The sequence below is a fragment of the Paenarthrobacter sp. AR 02 genome (assembly GCF_021538675.1).
Classification (GTDB): domain Bacteria; phylum Actinomycetota; class Actinomycetes; order Actinomycetales; family Micrococcaceae; genus Arthrobacter.
Genome location: NZ_JAJUKH010000001.1, coordinates 1,209,906 through 1,227,054, shown reverse-complemented (window position 1 = coordinate 1,227,054; position 17,149 = coordinate 1,209,906). Strand labels below are relative to the sequence as shown.

Genomic DNA, 17,149 nt, shown 5'->3' with positions numbered 1-17,149 from the left:
CCCCAGCCGGGCGCTTCATCCTGAAAGGAATCCGATGGAACTGCTGTGGGAAATGACCGGTTGGGCTGGCGCTGCCGCGATGCTCGGGTCGTACCTGTCGGTGTCCATGGGTTGGTTGAAGCCGGGCATCAGCTTCCAGACCGCGAACCTCTTCGGATCATGCGCTTTCATCATCAATGGCACGCTGCACGGAGCCTGGCCGTCGGTAGCCACCAACGTGGCGTGGTTCCTCATTTCAGCGGTGGCACTGCACCGCCTGCGGGCAGCGCAACAGCCTGCCCGCGTGGAGGTTCCGGAGCAGCGATCACCGCTGACAACCGACACTGGCACCCACCTGGTCATTCCGGTCCCCCAAGCAGTGGTGAACTGCCCCTAGCTTGCGGCATCACACAAGGTAACCTCCCGCCGTCGTCGTACTGTCCACCGCATAAGGTGGGCAATAACCGCTGACCGACAGCTAAGGAGAGCCCCATGCCCGCCCCCGAACGCCCGTTGAAAAAGCTGGGATTCCTCACCATCGGACTGTTCGATCCCGCGGACCCGGCCGCAGGCCACCAGTCCACGCTGGACATCATCGAGCTGGGCGAGAAATTGGGCTTCGACAGTGCCTGGTTGCGTCACCGCCACCTGCAGTTCGGCATCTCGTCGCCCGTCGCAGTGATGGCTGCGGCCAGCCAGCGCACTTCCAGGATTGAGCTCGGCACCGCCGTCACTCCGCTGGGGTGGGAGAACCCCTTGCGACTCGCTGAGGACCTGGCAACTGTGGACATCCTGGCGGGCGGGCGTATCAATCCGGGGCTGAGCGTGGGCGAACCCATGAACTTCGACACCATAAAGCATGAGCTCTACCCCGACTCTGCGGACGTCGAAGACTTCAGCTATGCCCGCGTCGAACGGCTGGCACGGCTGATCGCAGGGGAAAAGGTCCGGGAGTTCTCCGGTAAGCAGGGTGTGGTGGAGGAGTTCTCCAACCGCGTGGAGCCGCACTCCCCCGGGTTGCGGGACCGTCTTTGGTACGGAGCGGCCAGCCTGAAATCGGCCCTGTGGGCCGGCGAAAACGGCTTCAATTTGCTCTCCAGCAGCGTGGTCTTTCCCTCCCCCGATGAAGAGCCGGACTTCGCCCGCGTCCAGCAAAAGCAGATCCGCTCCTACCGTGAGGCCGCCGCGGCACAGGGGCACAAGCCGGCGCGGGTCTCGCAGGGCCTGGTGGTGATCCCCACCGATTCGGCATCGGCAACGCAGCGGGAGAAATACCAGCGCTACGTCGATGAGCGCACACCCCGCACCAGTGCGCCGCAAGGGCCCAAGGGCATGCTGTTCGCGAAGGACCTCATAGGCACCAGTGAGCAGATCGCCGAGCAGCTGTACGCGCACGCCGGCTTCCAGGAAGTCGACGAAGTCGCGTTTGCCCTGCCATTCAGCTTCGACCACGAGGACTATGTCCAGATCCTCACCGATATTGCAGGCACGCTCGCCCCGGCACTTGGATGGCGCCCGGAAGGCTAGTCCACGAACTCCGACTGCGTCTGGATGAACGTCCAATCGGCGTCGGTGAGCACTCCGCTCACCTTGTCCGGATGCGGGCCGCCCGCCTCGGCAATGTGCTGCAGCACCTGCAAGGGGAGTTCGTCGGCGCGCAGGTTCTCGCGCAGCCACTCCTTGCTGTCCAGGTGCAGATCAAGCCACCACATGTAAATTTCCATCGCAGACCACCCTCCTAGAATTAACCGTAGGCCCGGGCAAACAGTGTCTACAAGAGCCAACGGCGGCCGGATGACCTGTTCAACGCCACGCTGCGGCGCAACAATGAGGGTATGGCTGCGGAAGATTTCAGCGGACCGATTCCCTTGGTGGTGGGCGTGCTGCCGGACCAGCATGTGGAAGTCCTCCAGACCGCACGCACCTTGGCCGAACAACTCGGCGTGCCGCTGGTCTGTGCGTACGTGGACGAGGCCAGCTACCTCGTCGAATGGGATCCGGCGCGTGACGCGCACCGATTGTCGTTGCACCCCGAGAAGGACCAGGCCGACGTCGAGGCTGTTCGCGGTGATTTGGGCAAGCTCATCGGCGACGCGCTGGACGGTGGCACCGCCGACTGGACCCTGCGTCTTCTTGCCGGTGATCCGGCCCGCGCCCTTGGCCGGCTCGCGGAGGACATCAAAGCGTCGATGATCATTGTGGGCACCCCGGAGCCTGGTTTGGGGCACCGCATTTCCGAGGCCCTCAACGGTTCTGTGGCCGCTTGGCTCAGCCACCACCAGCGCCGCCCGGTGCTGATCGTGCCGCAGAAAAAGAGGACGGAAGGGGGCCGTTGAAACTAAAGCGAAAGTAGTTATTCGAGGTGGTGGCAATGGGGTCCCGGGCAACGTAGAGTAATTACTGCAGGCCGGTGAAAGCCCCTGCTCAAAGGCTGCTCCGGAGTGCGTATCCCCCAATAACGCACTCCGGAGCTCTTTTGTTTAAGCCCGGGTTTTCTGCCCGTGCGGCCACCACCTTCTTTGACGCAGAAACGGCCCCGACACACCCATGATCAGGTGTGTCGGGGCCGTTTTGGTCTCAAAGCTGGTGGGGCCGGCACGGCTCGCAGGATGAAGAGCACGACGCCGGCACCCACCTTGGGTGAGGAAAGGTCACCTCACGAAGGTGTACAGCAATGCCGCCATCCCGAAGCCCACAATGGACAGCACGGTCTCCAGCACGGTCCACGTCTTCAAAGTGTCCTTAACGGACATGTTGAAGTACTTGGAAATGATCCAGAACCCACCATCATTCACGTGGCTGGCGATGATGGAGCCGGAGGAGATGGCCACCACGATCAGCGCGAGCTGCGGCTGCGAGTAGCCGGTAGCCAGGCTGGGCGCCAGGATGCCGCCCGTGGTCACGATCGCCACCGTTGCCGAACCCTGCGCGATACGCATCCCTGCACTGATCACGAAGGCGGAGAGGATGATCGGCAGGCCGGCCTGGGACAGCGAATCCGCCACGGCCTTGCCTACACCGGTGGCCGACAGCACCGCTCCGAAGAACGCACCGGCGCCCACAACCAGCAGGATCATGCCCACGGGCCGCAGCGACGAGCCCGTAATTTCGCTGAGCTCGGCGGAGGTCATGCCGCGGCGAATGCCCAACAACCACATGGCGAGGAGCACGGCGACGGTGAGAGCGATGGCCGGGTTGCCAAAGAACTGCAGGATGTCCCGGAAAACACCGGCGGGAGCGAAGATGTTGCCGAACGTGCCGCCGAGGATGAGGATCATGGGCAGACCGATGGCAAGCAGGACCAGGCCGATGGACGGTTCGTCGCCCTTGGCGGTGTCCGATTCGGCAACGATCCGGTCCTCGGGCACGTTCACCATGACGCGCTTGCCGATGTAGGTGCCCCACAAAATACCGGAGGCGAACCAGGCAGGAATACCGCAGATCAGGCCCATGAGGATGATCCAACCAAGGTCAACGTGGAACAACCCGGCAGCGGCCACAGGACCGGGGTGCGGGGGCAGGAAAGCGTGCGTCACTGACAGGCCTGCCAGCAACGGCAGCGCGTACAGGGCCAAGGACTTGCCGCCGCGGATAGCCGCGACGTACACCAGCGGCGCCAGGACGAAGATGCCGATGTCGAAGAACACCGGGATACCCAGCACGAAGCCGGTGATGCCCATGGCCAGCGGGGTGCCCTTTTCGCCGAAGATCTTCACAAGCCTCGCCAGCAGCACCTCGGCGCCACCGGACCGCTCCAGGATGGCACCAAGGACGGTACCCAGGCCAATGATCACTGTGATGTGGCCAAGGATGCCCGCGAAGCCCTTCTCAATCAGGGCGTCACTGCTCTTGGTGGCCGAACCGACCAGTGCCTCCACGGAGATCCCGCCAACCAAGGCTACGATCACACCCGTTCCCACCAGGGCGATAAACGGCTCGAGCTTGACCTTGATGATCAGGAACAGCAGAAGGGCTATGCCTGCGCCCGCCAGGAGCAGCAGGCCGGCGGTGTCGTGCCGCAGCCATTCAAGGAAGTCATTCATGGGCGTATCTTTCTGGGTGAGTCCTACTTGAGGGTGCCGGTGAAGGCGGCGGCACGTGCCGCGATGTCTGCCCAGTCGCCTGCAGCAATTGCCGCGGGCGGGACTACGCTGGTGCCGCAGCAGACTGCGGCAGCACCGGCGTCGAGGTAGCTCTTGGCGTTGGAGGCATCGATGCCTCCCGAAGGCAGCAGGCGGATCCCGGGGTAGGGGCCCTGCAAGTCCTTCAAATACGCCGGTCCGAGCTGCCGGGCGGGGAAAATCTTGACGGCTGCAGAACCCAGGTCCAGGGCCTGCGCCACCTCGGTGGGAGTCATGGCGCCGAGGCTGAAGGGGATTCCCGCGGCCGCGGCGACGGCGGCGACCTCGGGCCGCAGGCCTGGCGTCACCAGGAACTGCGCGCCGGCGTCGATCGCTGCCCGGGCCTGGTCGGCGGTCATCACCGTTCCGATTCCGACGGCGGCACCGTGATCCGCCGCGGTTTCCGCCGCGCGCTTGACGTGCTTGAGCGCATCCGGGGTGGTGAACGTCAGCTCAACACTGCGGATGCCGCCGTCGGCCAGTGCCCTGCAGAGGTCCGCTGCGTCCGTGATGGAGGGTGCGCGAACCACGGCAAGGGTGCGGTCTGCTTCAAGCTGCTGGAGGAACTGTTCGGGGGTCATAGCTGTCCTTCTCGGGTGAGGCCGTCGCTGTGGCGGCGGAGGGCGCGTCCGGCGCGGGCGCCGGTAGGCTGGCCGCCGTCGATCGCGGCCGCGCCGTTCACGAAGACGTAGTGGATGCCGCTGGCGGCTTGGCGGGGGTTCTCGAAAGTGGCTTCGTCCCGGATTGTTTCCGGGTCAAAGAGCACGACGTCGGCCGCGTAGCCTTCGCGGACAAGTCCCCTGTTGTGGAGCTTGAGTCGCGCGGCAGGCCGGCCACTGAGGTGATGGACCATTTCCTCTAGCCCCAGCAGCCCCAGGTCGCGGGAGTAATGGCCGAGGTAGCGGGGGAACGTGCCCCAGGCACGCGGATGCGGCTTGGCACCGACCAGGAGGCCGTCGCTGCCGCCGGTGTGGGTGCGATGCTTCATGATTGCCTGCACGTTTTCTTCGTGGCCCACATGCTGCAGGATGCCGGTGCCGAGGCGGTCTTCCATGAGGATGTGCACGAAGACGTCGAAAGGCTCCTGCCCCGTTGCCGTTGCGATGTCCCTGATGGTCTGGCCCACGAAGCCTGCGAGCGCCGGGGTCTGGACGCCGCTGATTTCCAGGGTGTCCCACTCGGCAACCACGCCGTGGCAGCCGTCCGAGCCGTAGATTTCCACGGCCTCACGGATTCGTGCGCGGGTTTCCGGGTCGGCCAGCCGGGCCAGGGTGGCATCGGTCCCGCCCGACGACGCCCAACTGGGCAGGATGGCGCTCAGCGTGGTGGCACCCGGGAGGTACGGGTAGGTGTCCAGGGTGATGTCCACACCTTGGTCGAGAGCGGAGTCGATCAGGTCAAGCAGTTCGCCGGCGCGGCCCTTGTTCTCCGCGAAGTTCATGGTGGCGTGGGACAGGTGGAGTGCGCAGCCCGTGTCCCGGCTGAGGGCGATCATCTCGGCGTAGGCGTCCAGCGCACCCTTGCCGTAGGAGCGGTGGTGCGGCGCGTAGAAGCCGCCCAGCTCACCCACTGTCCGGCACAGGCCGGCGAGTTCTTCGGTCTGCGCGTACATGCCCGGGGTGTAGGTCAGCCCGGAGCTCATGCCCACGGCGCCTTCCTGCATCGCCGTGCGGATGACGTCCTGCATCTGCTGCTGTTGCTCCGGGGTGGGGTCACCCTCGGCGAAGCCCATCACCATGGCCCGCACGGTTCCTTGGGGCACCAGGTAGGCGGCGTTGGTGGCGATGCGGCCGCCGTGTTCTTCCTCGTCGAGCCGGTCGAGGTACTCCCCCACTGTTCGCCAGTTCCAGTCGAAATCGGCCGGGTTGTCATTCCAGCCAGCGATCTTCTCCCGGACACCTGCCAGCGTGGCGTCATCAACCGGTGCGTAGGACAATCCGTCCTGGCCGAGGAGTTCCGTGGTGACGCCCTGGCTGACCTTGGCGTAGTGGTCCCTGTTGACCAGCAGTTGCAGGTCCGAGTGCGCGTGCATGTCGATGAATCCCGGACTCAGCACCATGCCGGTGGCATCGATGACGCGGTCCGCTTCCGCAGCGGTGAGGGTCCCGGCGTCGGCGATGGTGGCAATCACCGGACCATCCAGGAGGACGTCCGCAGGGCGGCGGTCCTCTCCGGTTCCGTCCACCAGGGTGGCGTTGCTGATCAGGGTCTTCATGGCGTCCTAGAAGAAGGTGTGGATAAGGTCGACGACGGTTTGGTCACCTGTGCTGTCTGCGGATGCAGCGCCCGCGAGGACCGGGATGATGGTCCATTTGTCGAACGCGGTGCACGGGTGGGACAGGCCCAGGCGCACCACGTCGCCGGGGCGCACGGTGGTGGTTTTGGGATCAAAGGTCATGAAAGAGTGCTGATCGTTGACGGACGTGATGTCAGCTCCGACCAGCGGCGTCATGGGGCCACCCAGGGCCGGCCCGATGAGCTGTGGTTCGGGCAGGCCCTCATCGAAGGGGAGGTCACGCTTGCCGGCATCCAGGATGGCCAGGCCGGGCTCTGTTTGGGAGACGACGCGCGCCCAACCGTGCATTCCGGCGGTGAACGGCTGACCACCTTCGCGGGAGAACGGGGAGATCCCGCGGTAGAAGCCGTCGTCGTGGATGATGTAGGCGCCGCTGCGGATCATGAGGTCCACGCGCTTGCCTGTGGACGGCGAGCCCTCGCTGATGCACGGGGACAGGACCGCCACCACGTCGTCGAAGTATGCGCTCCCGCCGGCCGTGAGGATCACGGAATCCGTGCCGTACAACCCGTCCGCGAGCAGGTTCTCGTGAAGCAGCCGCATCTGGGCGAGGTAGCCGCGGACGGCGGCCAGTCCGGCGTCGTCCGCTGTGTGCGCGAGCGAGCCTTCGTATCCGCTGACCCCCACCAGGCGCAGGTTGGGCGAGGCAGCAATGGCGCGGGCCACCTCCATGGCAGCGTCCACACCGCGGGCGCCGGTCCTGCCGCCGTGGGCACCGAGTTCCACCAGGACCTCCAGGACGGCGTCGCTGCCGGCCAGGGTCCGGTTGATGATGTCGACAGTTCCCAGGGAGTCGATCCAGGACAGGATCCGGGTGTCCGGGGACGCCTCTGCCACCCACTTAATCGCGTGCGGATCCGTGAGGCTGTTGGCGAGCTGCAGGTTCCGGACTCCAAATCCGCGGGCCACGCGAAGCTGGGCGAAATTGGCCAGCGTGATGCCCCATGCGCCGCGGTTCAGCTGCTCGGTCCAGAGCTGCGGGGCCATGGTGGTTTTCCCATGCGGGGCAAGGAGCACACCCTTTTCGGCGCACCAGCTGGCAAGACGGTCGGCGTTGGCGGTCAGCGCCGCTGCGTCGAGGGTCAGCAGCGGGGTTTGGAGGTCTGCCAGTGAGTGCTGGGCGGCCAGGAAGTCCGCGTGGGTGGTCCCGTTTTCGCTTGCCGGCACGGCTTTGTGGCGCCAGTCGAGGCGGCGTTCGGCAAGGTCCTTCACGGCGGAGGCCGAGATGGCTTCGGAGGTGTTCACGCGTTTCGTTCCCTTCGCGGTGCTGCGATAGTGCGGCTGCGGGATGGTGACCGCTTGTTCTTGCGTTGCGTATTTTGCAACGCTGGTTGCAAACCTGATGGTGATATGTCTAACATGGTGGCGGATCGAGAGTCAAGGCCGCCTGGCGGCACGAACAAGTGCGGGAGAACGATGCTTTCAGCTGTATGCGTTGGCGAAACCATGGCCATGCTTACCCCTGTCAACGCCGTTCCTCTGCACCTCGCAACCGAACTGCACTTCGGGATTGGCGGCGCTGAATCCAACGTCGCCATGGGCCTCGCAGCCATGGGCCTGGACACGCATTGGGTCAGCCGCGTGGGCCGCGACGGCTTCGGCACCCGCATCCTGGACGAACTCCGCGACCACTACGTTGGGGTCTCCGGCGTCGAGGTCGACCCCATGCGTCCCACGGGCCTGTACGTCAAAGTGCCGGCGCAGGATTCAGCCTCCGACGGCGGCAGTTCCGTTTTGTACTACCGGCAAGGCTCTGCGGCCTCGGCCATGGGACGGGACACGCTCGCCAACCCGGAGGTGTCCTCGCTGCTGGAGGACGCTGCACTCATTCACCTCAGCGGGATCACTGCGGCCCTCTCCCCCGAATGCCTCTCCCTGCTTGAAGCCATCCTGACCGCACCCCGGAACGGCCGCACCATCAGCTTCGACGTCAACTGGCGTTCCGCCTTGTGGGCCGGCCAGGACCGCTCCGTCCTGCAACGATTGGCGAACCTCGCCGACGTCGTGTTGGTAGGCAAGGACGAGGCCGAGCACGCCTTCGGCACCACTGACGAAGCCGAACTCCGCCGCCTGATGCCAGACCCGGACGTGCTGGTCATCAAGAACGAGGCGATCAGCGCCATCGCGCTCACCCGTTCGGACACCGACCCGGGTGGCTCGGCTAGCCCGGGCGGCAGCCGGGAAGAGGTTCCCGCCTTGTCCGTTGCCGTCGTCGAGCCCGTTGGCGCCGGCGACTCGTTCGCCGCCGGTTACCTCAGCGGCATGCTGTTCGGGCTCGGCCAAAAGGAGAGCCTGCGCCGGGGCCATGTTGCCGCGGCCTGCACCTTGACCGTCCATGGCGACCGCGGACCGCTTCCGGACGCCGCGGAACTCGCAGCCATCCTCGATTCTTCGGATGACGCCTGGGCTGCTATCCATGTTGAAGACGGACAATTCAGCAAACGGAGCGTGACACCTTGAGCCAGAGCCTCATGCGGGCCATCGACCTGCTCGGCGAACTCGCCGCCAAACCCGCAACCCTGGACGAACTCGCGTCCAAGGCCGCCGTGCACAAGACCACCGTGATGCGGCTCCTGCACGCCATGGAGGAGAAACGCTTCGTGGTCCGGGACGAGGACCAGCGGTTCATGCTCGGCTCCAAGCTGTTCGAGCTGTCCTCGCTTGCGCTGGAGCAGCGGGACATCCGCCAGGTGGCGCACCCGCACCTGGCCGAGCTCAACGGAAAAACGGGGCACACGGTGCACCTCGCCGCCTTCGAAGGGAGCGAGGTGGTGTACATCGACAAGTTCGAATCGCACCACCCCGTCCGCATGTACTCGCGCATCGGCCTGACTGCATCGCTGCACTCGGCCGCCGTGTCCAAAGTCCTCCTCGCCGACATGCCGCGCAGCCGGCAGGAAATGATCGCGGCGGGGCTGGACTACATCAAAGTTACCGAGAACACTTTGACTTCGCCGGAGGCCTTGCTGGCCGAACTTGAGCGGGTCAAGGACCAAGGCTGGGCCCACGACAACGCCGAGCACGAAGCGTTCGTGCACTGCATCGCGGCCCCCATCCGCGACGCCAGCGGAGCCGTCGTAGCCGCAGCATCTTGTTCGGTACCGGTAGTCATGCTCAGCTATGAAGGCCTGCTTGAGCTGCTGCCCGACCTTAAAGCCAGCACCGAGGCCATCTCCAACGACCTCGGCTGGATCAGCCACGAAAGGAACTCAGCATGAGTGAAAAGACCGTAGTACTGACCGAAAACGCCCCCGCCCCGGCGCACGTATTCTCCCAGGGCATCAAGAAGGGCGGCATGTTCCAGGTTTCCGGCCAAGGACCCATGGATCCCGCCACCAACCAGTACATCGGCGAAGGCGACGTCCGCGTGCAGACCCGCCGCACCCTGGACAACGTCAAGGCCATCCTCGAAGCCGGCGGATCCTCCGTTGAAGACGTCCTCATGTTCCGCGTCTACCTCACCACCCGCGACGATTTCGCCGCCATGAACGAGGTCTACGGCGAATTCATCCGCGAAAACGTCCCCTCCGGCCAGCTCCCGAGCCGCACCACGGTTTTCGTAAACCTGCCGCACGAGGTCATGCTGGTGGAAATCGACGCCCTGGCCGTCACCGCCTAGCACTACTCCGTCGCTGCCCCGCTCTTCCGTCGTTGCCCAGCAACGGAACTGCGGGGCAGCCACGTCCGACGGCGGCACTCACCTTTACGAGGGAACCCGCCGCCCAACCACCGACGTCGGTACCGCCGGAACACGCTGCCGTTTGGCGTACACCCTGGCCCGTTGGCTCGACAACGCCAGGAGCACCAGGATGTCCGTCGCCAGGCCGGACAGGCCGGCTTCGAGCGTGAGGTTGGCGCTCCCCGTGGAGTAGTCAACGGCCTGGGCCAGGATGGAGATGGAGCTCAAACCCATCGCAATCACACGGGCACCATTGCTGCCCAGGAAGATCCGCCACGCAAGGAATACTTCGCCGAGTCCGAAGAGCAGCACCACAACCGCCACGGTGACCAGTGCCGCCGTCGTGGTTTGTGGGTCTGTTGAGCCGTCATCAAAAGTGATGCCGTCAACGTCACCGCCCGAGGCCAGCAGGATGAAGGCCAGCACGAAGGCTGCCAATGACCTCGCTACAACCAATGCTGCGCCCACCATGGTTGGCGCAGGACGCCTGTCGCGGCTGTCCGTCTGACGAGGCAGCTGATCGGTGGGAGCCCGGACGTTGCGGGCGTCGACAATGGGAAGGTCGCCGTCCGTGGAAATCGAATCGCCGCCGCCGTTGCGCGAGTGGTAACCCGTGGAAAAGTCCTCGATGACCTGCACCTCGACGGCCGGCGACGCAGCCGAAACTGTCGAGACAATATGGTCCCGTTCCACGTCGGTGTTCTGCTCGATCTTGTGCGTGATCTGCAGCGTGAAGAGCGAGAAGCCGACGCTGCGGTCGTAGGTTCCGGCGGCGAGCCAGTCCACTTTGTGCCCGCCCGGGAGGAGCCACCCTTCGGGGCAGCGCCAAAAACGGACATGGTGGCGTTTGCCCGGATTGTTGTCCACTTCCTGCTGGTAGGCGAAGTCCTGCTGGCGGTCGAACAGGTAGAGGGGACTCACCGGGGCCTCGGGGTAGCTCTGCCGGAAGATCGTCGAACTGATGATGCGGCGGCTGCTCTGCAGCGTGACGTCGTCCGCCTTCGTCCAGCCGGCGGCCCGCATGATGGCATGGATCTGGGGTTCATCCCCCAGCAGCGCCACGTTCACGGGATCGCCCAGCAGTCCGTCACTGGTCCTGGCGCGCCCAATGAAATAGCCGGGAACGTAGATCGTGGTGAGGATGCGATGCAGCCGCGGCAAGAGCAAGTACGCAAGGAACGCCCAGAAGAGGATGTAGAACCAGATCTGGCCCCACCCCAGCTGGAAGCTTTCGCCCACCAACAGGAAAGCGAGCCACACTGCAGCTGCGCCGCCCAGGACGAAGAACGCGTGATCCAGCCAGCTGTCGGTCACGTTGAGGCGTGGTGTCTTAGCCATGCAGCTCCCCCTTTTGCTACTTAAGCTTCGAGGTTGGGGGACGGGTTGTACATGGGGGTGGGCTGGTTTAGGCCATGATTGGGCTCTCAACGTGCAGCTTGTTGTTCTTGATGAGCCACTGCACGGACTCGCGGACAGCCTGTTCCGGTTCATACCGTGGCGCATAGCCCAGCAGTGCCTTGGCCTTTTCGATGCTGACGCAGTGGTTGCGGGAGAGGTGGGCCCAGCTGGTGTCCGCGTGTTCCGGCGTGGTTGTCTCCCGGAAGTCGTCCCAACTGACCATGTCCGAGTGTGGCTCCTGGCCGAACCACGACGCCGCAATCTCCAGGTAGCCGCGAACAGTCAGGGCGGATGGAGCAACGATGTTGAAGTCCTCCCCGGCCGCCGCCTCACGCCGGTCGATGGCCTTTTCAAACGCCTGGGCGAGGTCGTCTGCATGCACATGGTGCATCAGCTCCGTGCCCCCACCCGGAATCTGGAGGGGCTGTCCGGCGGAGATCCTTTCCCACACCGAGGGATCGAAATTCCCCAGCGGGCCAACCGGATGCCAGCCCGGCCCTACGATATGTCCGGGGTGCAGGGACGTGGTGACCAAACCGCCGTCGGCCGTTTCTTCTTTCAGCATCCGTGCGATGTCGCGTTTTTGGATACCGTATTCGTCCAGCGGCTCCGCGGTGGAGTGCGAGCCCTCTGAGATGGGCAGCTTCCGGCTCGCGCCGTAACGCCAGATGGACCCGCAATGCAGCAGATGCCCCGCCTCGCCCCGGAGACTGTTCACCAGGGCGGTGGCGGATTCGAGCGTGAAGCACAGCAGGTCAACCACGACGTCGGCACCCAGGCCAGCGACCCGGTCACCAAAAGTGCCCTCCCGGTCCTCCTTCGCGCGGTCCGCGGTGACCTGACGGACCTGCTGCCACTCGCGTGCGTCAATGTACGCAGCGCTGGTTCCCCGGGTGATGGAGATGACCTCATGGCCGCTGCGCACCAGCCTGGGGACAAGGAACGAGCCGATGTGGCCACTGCCACCGATGACGACGATTTTCATGGTTCTCCTGCGCTGGGTGGGGCGTGGGTGTTCACTGTACGTGACCGGAACCTGGTGCGCGATCCCCCGGCCCATCCGCCATCGGTTCACTAGGGTGGGGATAAGCCAAGAGTGAGGATCATCAAAAATGGACACCGCTGCCAGCGACATAGCCGTGGACCGGCACTACGACCTGATCATCATCGGCACCGGGTCCGGGAACTCGATTCCCGGACCGGAGTTCGAAGACCGGTCGATCGCGATCATCGAAGAAGGAACATTCGGCGGTACCTGCCTGAACGTCGGCTGCATCCCGTCAAAGATGTACGTTCACACTGCCGACACCGCACTGGACATCGTTGGATCCAAGCAGCTGGGCCTCGACGCCCAGGTCAACTCCGTGGACTGGCCGGGCATAGTGGACCGTATCTTTGAAAAGCGGATCGACCCCATTGCCGCTTCAGGCGAGGATTACCGCCGTGGCCCGCGGAGCCCGAACATCGACGTCTACGACCACCACGCCGTCTTCATCGGAGAACGCGTTTTGCGCATCGGCGAAGGTGACCCCCAGAGAACCATCTCCGGTGACCAGGTGGTGATCGCCGCCGGCTCCAGGCCCATGATTCCGGATGCCATCGCAGCTTCAGGCGTGCGGTATTACACCAACGAGGACATCATGCGGCTGCCGGAGTTGCCCAAATCCTTGGTGATCATTGGCGGGGGCTACATCGCCATGGAGTTCGGCCACGTGTTCGACGCCCTCGGCAGCGACGTCACCATCATTCCCCGCTCGACGCTCTTGCGGCATCTGGACCACGACCTCCACGACCGGTTCAACGCCCTGGCCGCCAAACGCTTCGACATCCGGCCTGGCCGGACCACCGTAGGTGCCGAGCAGACAGACGAAGGCATAACAGTCAGGCTCGACGATGGCACCTCAGTGACAGGGGAAGTACTGCTCGTAGCCACGGGGCGCATCCCCAACGGGGACCTGCTGGACCTGGCCGCCGGCGGGATCGAGATGACCGGGCACGGTCGCGTCAAGGTGGACGAGTACGGGCGGTCAACCTCCGCGCCCGGTGTCTGGGCCCTTGGCGACGTCTCTTCCCCCTACATGCTCAAGCACGTCGCCAACGCCGAGATGCGCTCCGTGCGCCACAATCTGCTGAACCCGGACAACCTCCAAAAAATGCCGCACGACCATGTTCCCGCGGCTACGTTCACCAACCCGCAAATCGCCACCGTGGGCATGACCGAAGCCCAAGCCCGCGAACACGGCCACGACGTGACCATCAAAATCCAGGACTACGGGGACGTCGCATACGGCTGGGCCTTGGAGGACACCACCGGGATATGCAAACTCATCGCCGACCGCGACACCGGCAAACTCCTCGGCGCGCACTACATGGGGCCCCAGGCATCAACCCTCATCCAACAGATGATCACCGTCCTGGCCTTCGACCTCGACGTGCGCGACTTCGCCGCCAAACAATACTGGATCCACCCCGCACTGCCCGAGGTCACCGAAAATGCGTTGCTCGGCCTCACGTTCAACGGGACGGGAGCGGGGTGATGTGGGTGGCGGCTGGAACCCATGGTTGGTCACGCCCACTCCCGGTCGGGGAACTTACCAGCCGGCCCCTGGTAAGGATCGGTCAGCGCGCAGTGGGGCGTGCTGTGATTTCGCCCGTGTTTATGGGGTTCGGTTGACGACGCCACCACTATGCACAGGACGGATCTCCACCCCGCCGCCTGTGAGGATGGAAGGATCTTTGCTGGCCAAGTCCATCGCTTCGTCGATATCCGTCGCGTTCAGGATGTAGAAGCCGGCCACGACTTGACCAGCGGCGTTGTAAGGGCCGTCAGCAGTACCGGCCTCTCGGACGGTGCGCGCGTGGTCCCTCGGCGTGAGCGCATACGCGATATGCATGCGGCCGCTGGCGACCAGGGCGTCAAAGTGCTCGTCGCACTCTTTGAGGTCCTCTTTCGATGCATCGGGCGCATGCCTCGAGTCGTTTGCGTAGATCAGGACTGCAAATTCAGGCATGCGTTCCTTTCAGGCTGATAGCCCGGACGTATGTCCATCAGCCCGTCGATAGCGATGGGAGGCTCTTCAATTTGGGCTGCTGCGTGGACACTCGGCTCCGAGGCTATCAAGTCGGTAGCGGTCAAACCATACTTCGAAGCCGAGAAACTGTGGCGGGTAACTGGAGGAAGGGTGTTCGGCGAGGGAGGCAACCACCGAACCCCGCCCACCGCCGTCGAGCCTCAACCGGAACGACTCACTTCTCCCCGAGGTCGACAAACAGCTGCCAAGGATGCTTAGCATGATTACGCCGGGTACGCCCGGGTACGTGACCTCTTGAATGACCCCCTCGGAAGGTCGGCGCTGGAGCGGCGACCACGTAAAGGAGAATGCTGTGCGGGAGCCTGTAGTCAACGAGAGCGCGGCAGAAGTCGGCTCTGATCACAACGGAACGCAGGAAGAAGTACAGGAAGCGGTTACCGAATCACCTGAGCCCGAGATCACCTTCGACGAGCAGTTCTACCCCGCCCGCCCCAAGGCGCTGAGGCCCATTGCCCGGCGTCGGCAGTTCTTCGCGGCCCGTCCGTCGCTGGAATTCGACGGCCTTAACAAAACGTATGTGGATTGGCTGCGCAACCAGTCGATGCTGGGGGACGCCAACACCATGGCACGGCAGCTTTCCGGGCAGGCCAGCATGTGGCAGAACTCGTATGCCAGGCCCAATCCCCGGGCAGCTGTGGAGCGCGCGCCCGTCTGGTTCACGGCGTATCCGCTGTCCTTCATCACCAAGGACGGTCAGTCCTTCCTGTCGGCACTCGGTGACCCGGAACTGTGGGATGCCTTCCGGGAAATCGGCATCCGCGGACTGCACACAGGGCCTGTGAAGTTGGCCGGCGGCATCAGCGGCTGGTCGCAAACACCCAGTGTTGACGGGCACTTTGACCGGATCTCCATGGCGATCGATCCCGCTTTCGGCACCGAGGAGGAGTTCCGACAGATGTGTGAGGTCGCCGTGGACCACGGCGGCACGGTCATTGACGACATCGTTCCCGGCCACACAGGCAAGGGCGCCGACTTCCGGCTGGCAGAGATGAACTTCCGGGACTACCCCGGCATCTATCACATGGTGGATATCCCCGAAGAAGACTGGCACCTGTTGCCGGACGTCCCGGAGAACCAGGACTCTGTCAACATCAGCCCCGAGGCGGAGAAGGCCCTCCAAGAGGCGGGTTATATCATCGGCCGGCTCCAGCGCGTGATTTTCTACGAACCCGGGGTCAAGGAAACCAACTGGAGTGCCACCAAGCCGATCATTGACACCACAGGCAAGAAGCGCCGCTGGGTCTACCTCCACTACTTCAAGTCCGGCCAGCCCTCCATCAACTGGCTGGACCCCACCTTCGCCGGCATGCGCCTGGTGGTGGGCGATGCCCTGCACTCGTTGCTGGACCTCGGCACAGGCGCCCTGCGCCTTGACGCCAACGGCTTCCTTGGCGTTGAGAAAAGCGCGGAGGAAGAGCCGGGCTGGTCCGAAGGACACCCGTTGTCGGAGGCAGCCAACCAGCTGATCGGCTCGATGATCCGCAAGGTGGGCGGGTTCTCTTTCCAGGAGCTCAACCTCACCATCGATGACATCAAGTCCCAGTCTGAGTCCGGCCCGGACCTCTCCTACGACTTCATCACCCGGCCCGCGTACCACTACGCGCTGGTCACCGGCGACACCGAGTTCCTCCGCCTTACGCTCAAGCTGGCCATGGAGATCGGCGTGGACCAGGCGTCCTTGGTCCACGCACTCCAGAACCACGACGAACTCACCTACGAGCTGCTTCACTTCGCAGCCGGCCACCGGGAGGATATTTTCGAGCTCGGAGGCGAGGAACTGACCGGCGCTGAGGTTGCCGAGAAGGTCCAGAACACCATGCGGGAACGCCTCACAGGTGAGAACGGACCGTACAACGCGGTCTTCACCACCAACGGCATCGCCTGCACCACGGTGAGCTTCCTAATGGCGGCGTTGGGCGTCAAGGACCCGGATGCCATCACTCCCGAGCAGGAATCCCAGGTCCTGGACGCGCATGTGCTCCTGTCCATGTACAACGCGCTGCAGCCGGGTGTTTTCGCTTTGTCCGGCTGGGATCTCACCGGCATCACGGCGCTGGACCGCCAAACAGTGGGCGAGCTGACCTCCCAGGGCGATACCCGTTGGATCAACCGCGGCGCCCACGACCTGATGGGCACCAGCCCGGACGCTACAACCTCGCTGGCGGGGATGCCCCGGGCCCGGAGCCTTTACGGTCCGCTGCCCGAGCAGCTGAAGGACTCCAACTCCTATGCGCGGCGGCTCCAGCAGATCCTCTCCGTGCGGGAAGAGTCGGGGATTGCCACCAGCACACTTCTGGACGTGCCGGACGTGTCGAACAAGGGACTGCTGGTCCTGGTGAACCAGCTCGCTGACGGAGCCCTGCAGGTCACGGTCCTGAACTTCTCGGACCAGGACATCGCGGGCAGCATTCAGTCCTCGCACCTTGTTCCAGGCGCGACTGTCCACGACCTGTTCAGCGGCGAGGACGTGGGCCAGGTGGACGACCTCTGCAGCTTCTTCCTGGAGCTCCGCCCGTTCCAGGGCACCGCCCTGCTGCTGAAGGACCCCGTGGAGGAAGAAGTCACCGAATAGGAGGCCCGAGAG

The 17,149-nt window shown here is 64.4% G+C and carries 16 protein-coding genes; 8 read left to right on the top strand and 8 right to left on the bottom strand.

All coding sequences use genetic code 11. From position 1 onward, the window contains the following. Positions 1-34 precede the first annotated feature (34 nt). Positions 35-376 carry a hypothetical protein gene (locus LRQ04_RS05770; protein ID WP_235518293.1) on the top strand — a complete coding sequence of 114 codons (342 nt, stop codon included), beginning with the start codon at positions 35-37 and terminating at the stop codon, positions 374-376. A 95-nt stretch (positions 377-471) separates the two neighbouring features. Continuing rightward, positions 472-1,506 carry an LLM class flavin-dependent oxidoreductase gene (locus LRQ04_RS05765; RefSeq protein WP_235518292.1) on the top strand — a complete coding sequence of 345 codons (1,035 nt, stop codon included), beginning with the start codon at positions 472-474 and terminating at the stop codon, positions 1,504-1,506. Here LRQ04_RS05765 and LRQ04_RS05760 read toward each other — a convergent pair. Beyond that, positions 1,503-1,703, bottom strand: a complete 201-nt coding sequence (locus tag LRQ04_RS05760) for a hypothetical protein (RefSeq protein ID WP_235518290.1) — start codon at positions 1,701-1,703, stop codon at positions 1,503-1,505. The genes LRQ04_RS05765 and LRQ04_RS05760 overlap by 4 nt on opposite strands. A 111-nt stretch (positions 1,704-1,814) precedes the next feature. Here LRQ04_RS05760 and LRQ04_RS05755 point away from each other — a divergent pair, with 111 nt between their 5' ends. After that, entirely contained in the window at positions 1,815-2,315 is a 501-nt protein-coding gene (locus LRQ04_RS05755; protein ID WP_235518288.1) for a universal stress protein, read from the top strand. Positions 2,316-2,630: 315 nt separating this feature from the next. Here LRQ04_RS05755 and LRQ04_RS05750 read toward each other — a convergent pair whose 3' ends face one another. Genes LRQ04_RS05750 through LRQ04_RS05735 form a run of 4 tightly spaced genes read right to left on the bottom strand, consistent with a single transcriptional unit; the run spans position 2,631 to position 7,641 of the window. Continuing rightward, positions 2,631-4,022, bottom strand: coding sequence for a GntP family permease (locus LRQ04_RS05750; protein WP_235518287.1), 1,392 nt, complete (start codon positions 4,020-4,022; stop codon positions 2,631-2,633). 23 nt (positions 4,023-4,045) lie between these two features. After that, positions 4,046-4,681, bottom strand: a complete 636-nt coding sequence (locus LRQ04_RS05745) for a bifunctional 4-hydroxy-2-oxoglutarate aldolase/2-dehydro-3-deoxy-phosphogluconate aldolase (protein ID WP_235518285.1) — start codon at positions 4,679-4,681, stop codon at positions 4,046-4,048. Beyond that, positions 4,678-6,315 (bottom strand): amidohydrolase family protein, encoded by a 1,638-nt coding sequence (locus LRQ04_RS05740; protein WP_235518284.1) that lies wholly within the window; start codon positions 6,313-6,315, stop codon positions 4,678-4,680. The genes LRQ04_RS05745 and LRQ04_RS05740 overlap by 4 nt, the downstream gene beginning before the upstream one ends. 6 nt (positions 6,316-6,321) lie before the next feature. Further along, positions 6,322-7,641 (bottom strand): alanine racemase, encoded by a 1,320-nt coding sequence (locus tag LRQ04_RS05735; RefSeq protein WP_235518283.1) that lies wholly within the window; start codon positions 7,639-7,641, stop codon positions 6,322-6,324. Positions 7,642-7,812: 171 nt separating this feature from the next. Here LRQ04_RS05735 and LRQ04_RS05730 point away from each other — a divergent pair, with 171 nt between their 5' ends. From LRQ04_RS05730 to LRQ04_RS05720, 3 genes are read left to right on the top strand one after another with little or no spacing between them, the layout of a single operon-like run. Further along, positions 7,813-8,856 (top strand): sugar kinase, encoded by a 1,044-nt coding sequence (locus LRQ04_RS05730; protein WP_235518282.1) that lies wholly within the window; start codon positions 7,813-7,815, stop codon positions 8,854-8,856. Next, the gene (locus LRQ04_RS05725) at positions 8,853-9,614 is read left to right on the top strand and encodes an IclR family transcriptional regulator (RefSeq protein WP_235518281.1); all 762 of its coding nucleotides are present in this window, start codon (positions 8,853-8,855) and stop codon (positions 9,612-9,614) included. Before LRQ04_RS05730 ends, LRQ04_RS05725 begins: the two co-directional genes overlap by 4 nt. Further along, positions 9,611-10,015 carry a RidA family protein gene (locus LRQ04_RS05720; RefSeq protein WP_235518280.1) on the top strand — a complete coding sequence of 135 codons (405 nt, stop codon included), beginning with the start codon at positions 9,611-9,613 and terminating at the stop codon, positions 10,013-10,015. The genes LRQ04_RS05725 and LRQ04_RS05720 overlap by 4 nt, the downstream gene beginning before the upstream one ends. An 84-nt stretch (positions 10,016-10,099) precedes the next feature. Here LRQ04_RS05720 and LRQ04_RS05715 read toward each other — a convergent pair whose 3' ends face one another. Further along, positions 10,100-11,413, bottom strand: coding sequence for an LssY C-terminal domain-containing protein (locus tag LRQ04_RS05715; protein ID WP_235518279.1), 1,314 nt, complete (start codon positions 11,411-11,413; stop codon positions 10,100-10,102). 67 nt (positions 11,414-11,480) lie between these two features. Then, entirely contained in the window at positions 11,481-12,458 is a 978-nt protein-coding gene (locus LRQ04_RS05710) for an NAD(P)-dependent oxidoreductase (RefSeq protein ID WP_235518277.1), read from the bottom strand. Between the two features lie 127 nt (positions 12,459-12,585). Between LRQ04_RS05710 and mtr the strand changes: the two genes are divergently transcribed. Then, positions 12,586-14,010: a mycothione reductase gene (gene mtr, locus LRQ04_RS05705; RefSeq protein ID WP_235518275.1), complete on the top strand. Its 1,425-nt coding sequence runs from the start codon at positions 12,586-12,588 to the stop codon at positions 14,008-14,010. A gap of 120 nt (positions 14,011-14,130) precedes the next feature. On the opposite strand, the gene LRQ04_RS05700 is transcribed toward mtr, so the two are convergent. Next, positions 14,131-14,484, bottom strand: coding sequence for a YciI family protein (locus LRQ04_RS05700; RefSeq protein ID WP_235518273.1), 354 nt, complete (start codon positions 14,482-14,484; stop codon positions 14,131-14,133). Between the two features lie 373 nt (positions 14,485-14,857). On the opposite strand from LRQ04_RS05700, the gene treS reads away from it, so the two are divergent. Next, positions 14,858-17,137 carry a maltose alpha-D-glucosyltransferase gene (gene treS / locus LRQ04_RS05695; RefSeq protein WP_374198917.1) on the top strand — a complete coding sequence of 760 codons (2,280 nt, stop codon included), beginning with the start codon at positions 14,858-14,860 and terminating at the stop codon, positions 17,135-17,137. Positions 17,138-17,149: the final 12 nt, after the last annotated feature.

Coding starts and splice junctions, on each gene's coding strand:
- LRQ04_RS05770 (WP_235518293.1), top strand. CDS start 35: ATGGAACTGCTGTGGGAAATGACCGGTTGGGCTGGCGCTGCCGCGATG.
- LRQ04_RS05765 (WP_235518292.1), top strand. CDS start 472: ATGCCCGCCCCCGAACGCCCGTTGAAAAAGCTGGGATTCCTCACCATC.
- LRQ04_RS05760 (WP_235518290.1), bottom strand. CDS start 1,703: ATGGAAATTTACATGTGGTGGCTTGATCTGCACCTGGACAGCAAGGAG.
- LRQ04_RS05755 (WP_235518288.1), top strand. CDS start 1,815: ATGGCTGCGGAAGATTTCAGCGGACCGATTCCCTTGGTGGTGGGCGTG.
- LRQ04_RS05750 (WP_235518287.1), bottom strand. CDS start 4,022: ATGAATGACTTCCTTGAATGGCTGCGGCACGACACCGCCGGCCTGCTG.
- LRQ04_RS05745 (WP_235518285.1), bottom strand. CDS start 4,681: ATGACCCCCGAACAGTTCCTCCAGCAGCTTGAAGCAGACCGCACCCTT.
- LRQ04_RS05740 (WP_235518284.1), bottom strand. CDS start 6,315: ATGAAGACCCTGATCAGCAACGCCACCCTGGTGGACGGAACCGGAGAG.
- LRQ04_RS05730 (WP_235518282.1), top strand. CDS start 7,813: ATGCTTTCAGCTGTATGCGTTGGCGAAACCATGGCCATGCTTACCCCT.
- LRQ04_RS05720 (WP_235518280.1), top strand. CDS start 9,611: ATGAGTGAAAAGACCGTAGTACTGACCGAAAACGCCCCCGCCCCGGCG.
- LRQ04_RS05715 (WP_235518279.1), bottom strand. CDS start 11,413: ATGGCTAAGACACCACGCCTCAACGTGACCGACAGCTGGCTGGATCAC.
- LRQ04_RS05710 (WP_235518277.1), bottom strand. CDS start 12,458: ATGAAAATCGTCGTCATCGGTGGCAGTGGCCACATCGGCTCGTTCCTT.
- mtr (WP_235518275.1), top strand. CDS start 12,586: ATGGACACCGCTGCCAGCGACATAGCCGTGGACCGGCACTACGACCTG.
- LRQ04_RS05700 (WP_235518273.1), bottom strand. CDS start 14,484: ATGCCTGAATTTGCAGTCCTGATCTACGCAAACGACTCGAGGCATGCG.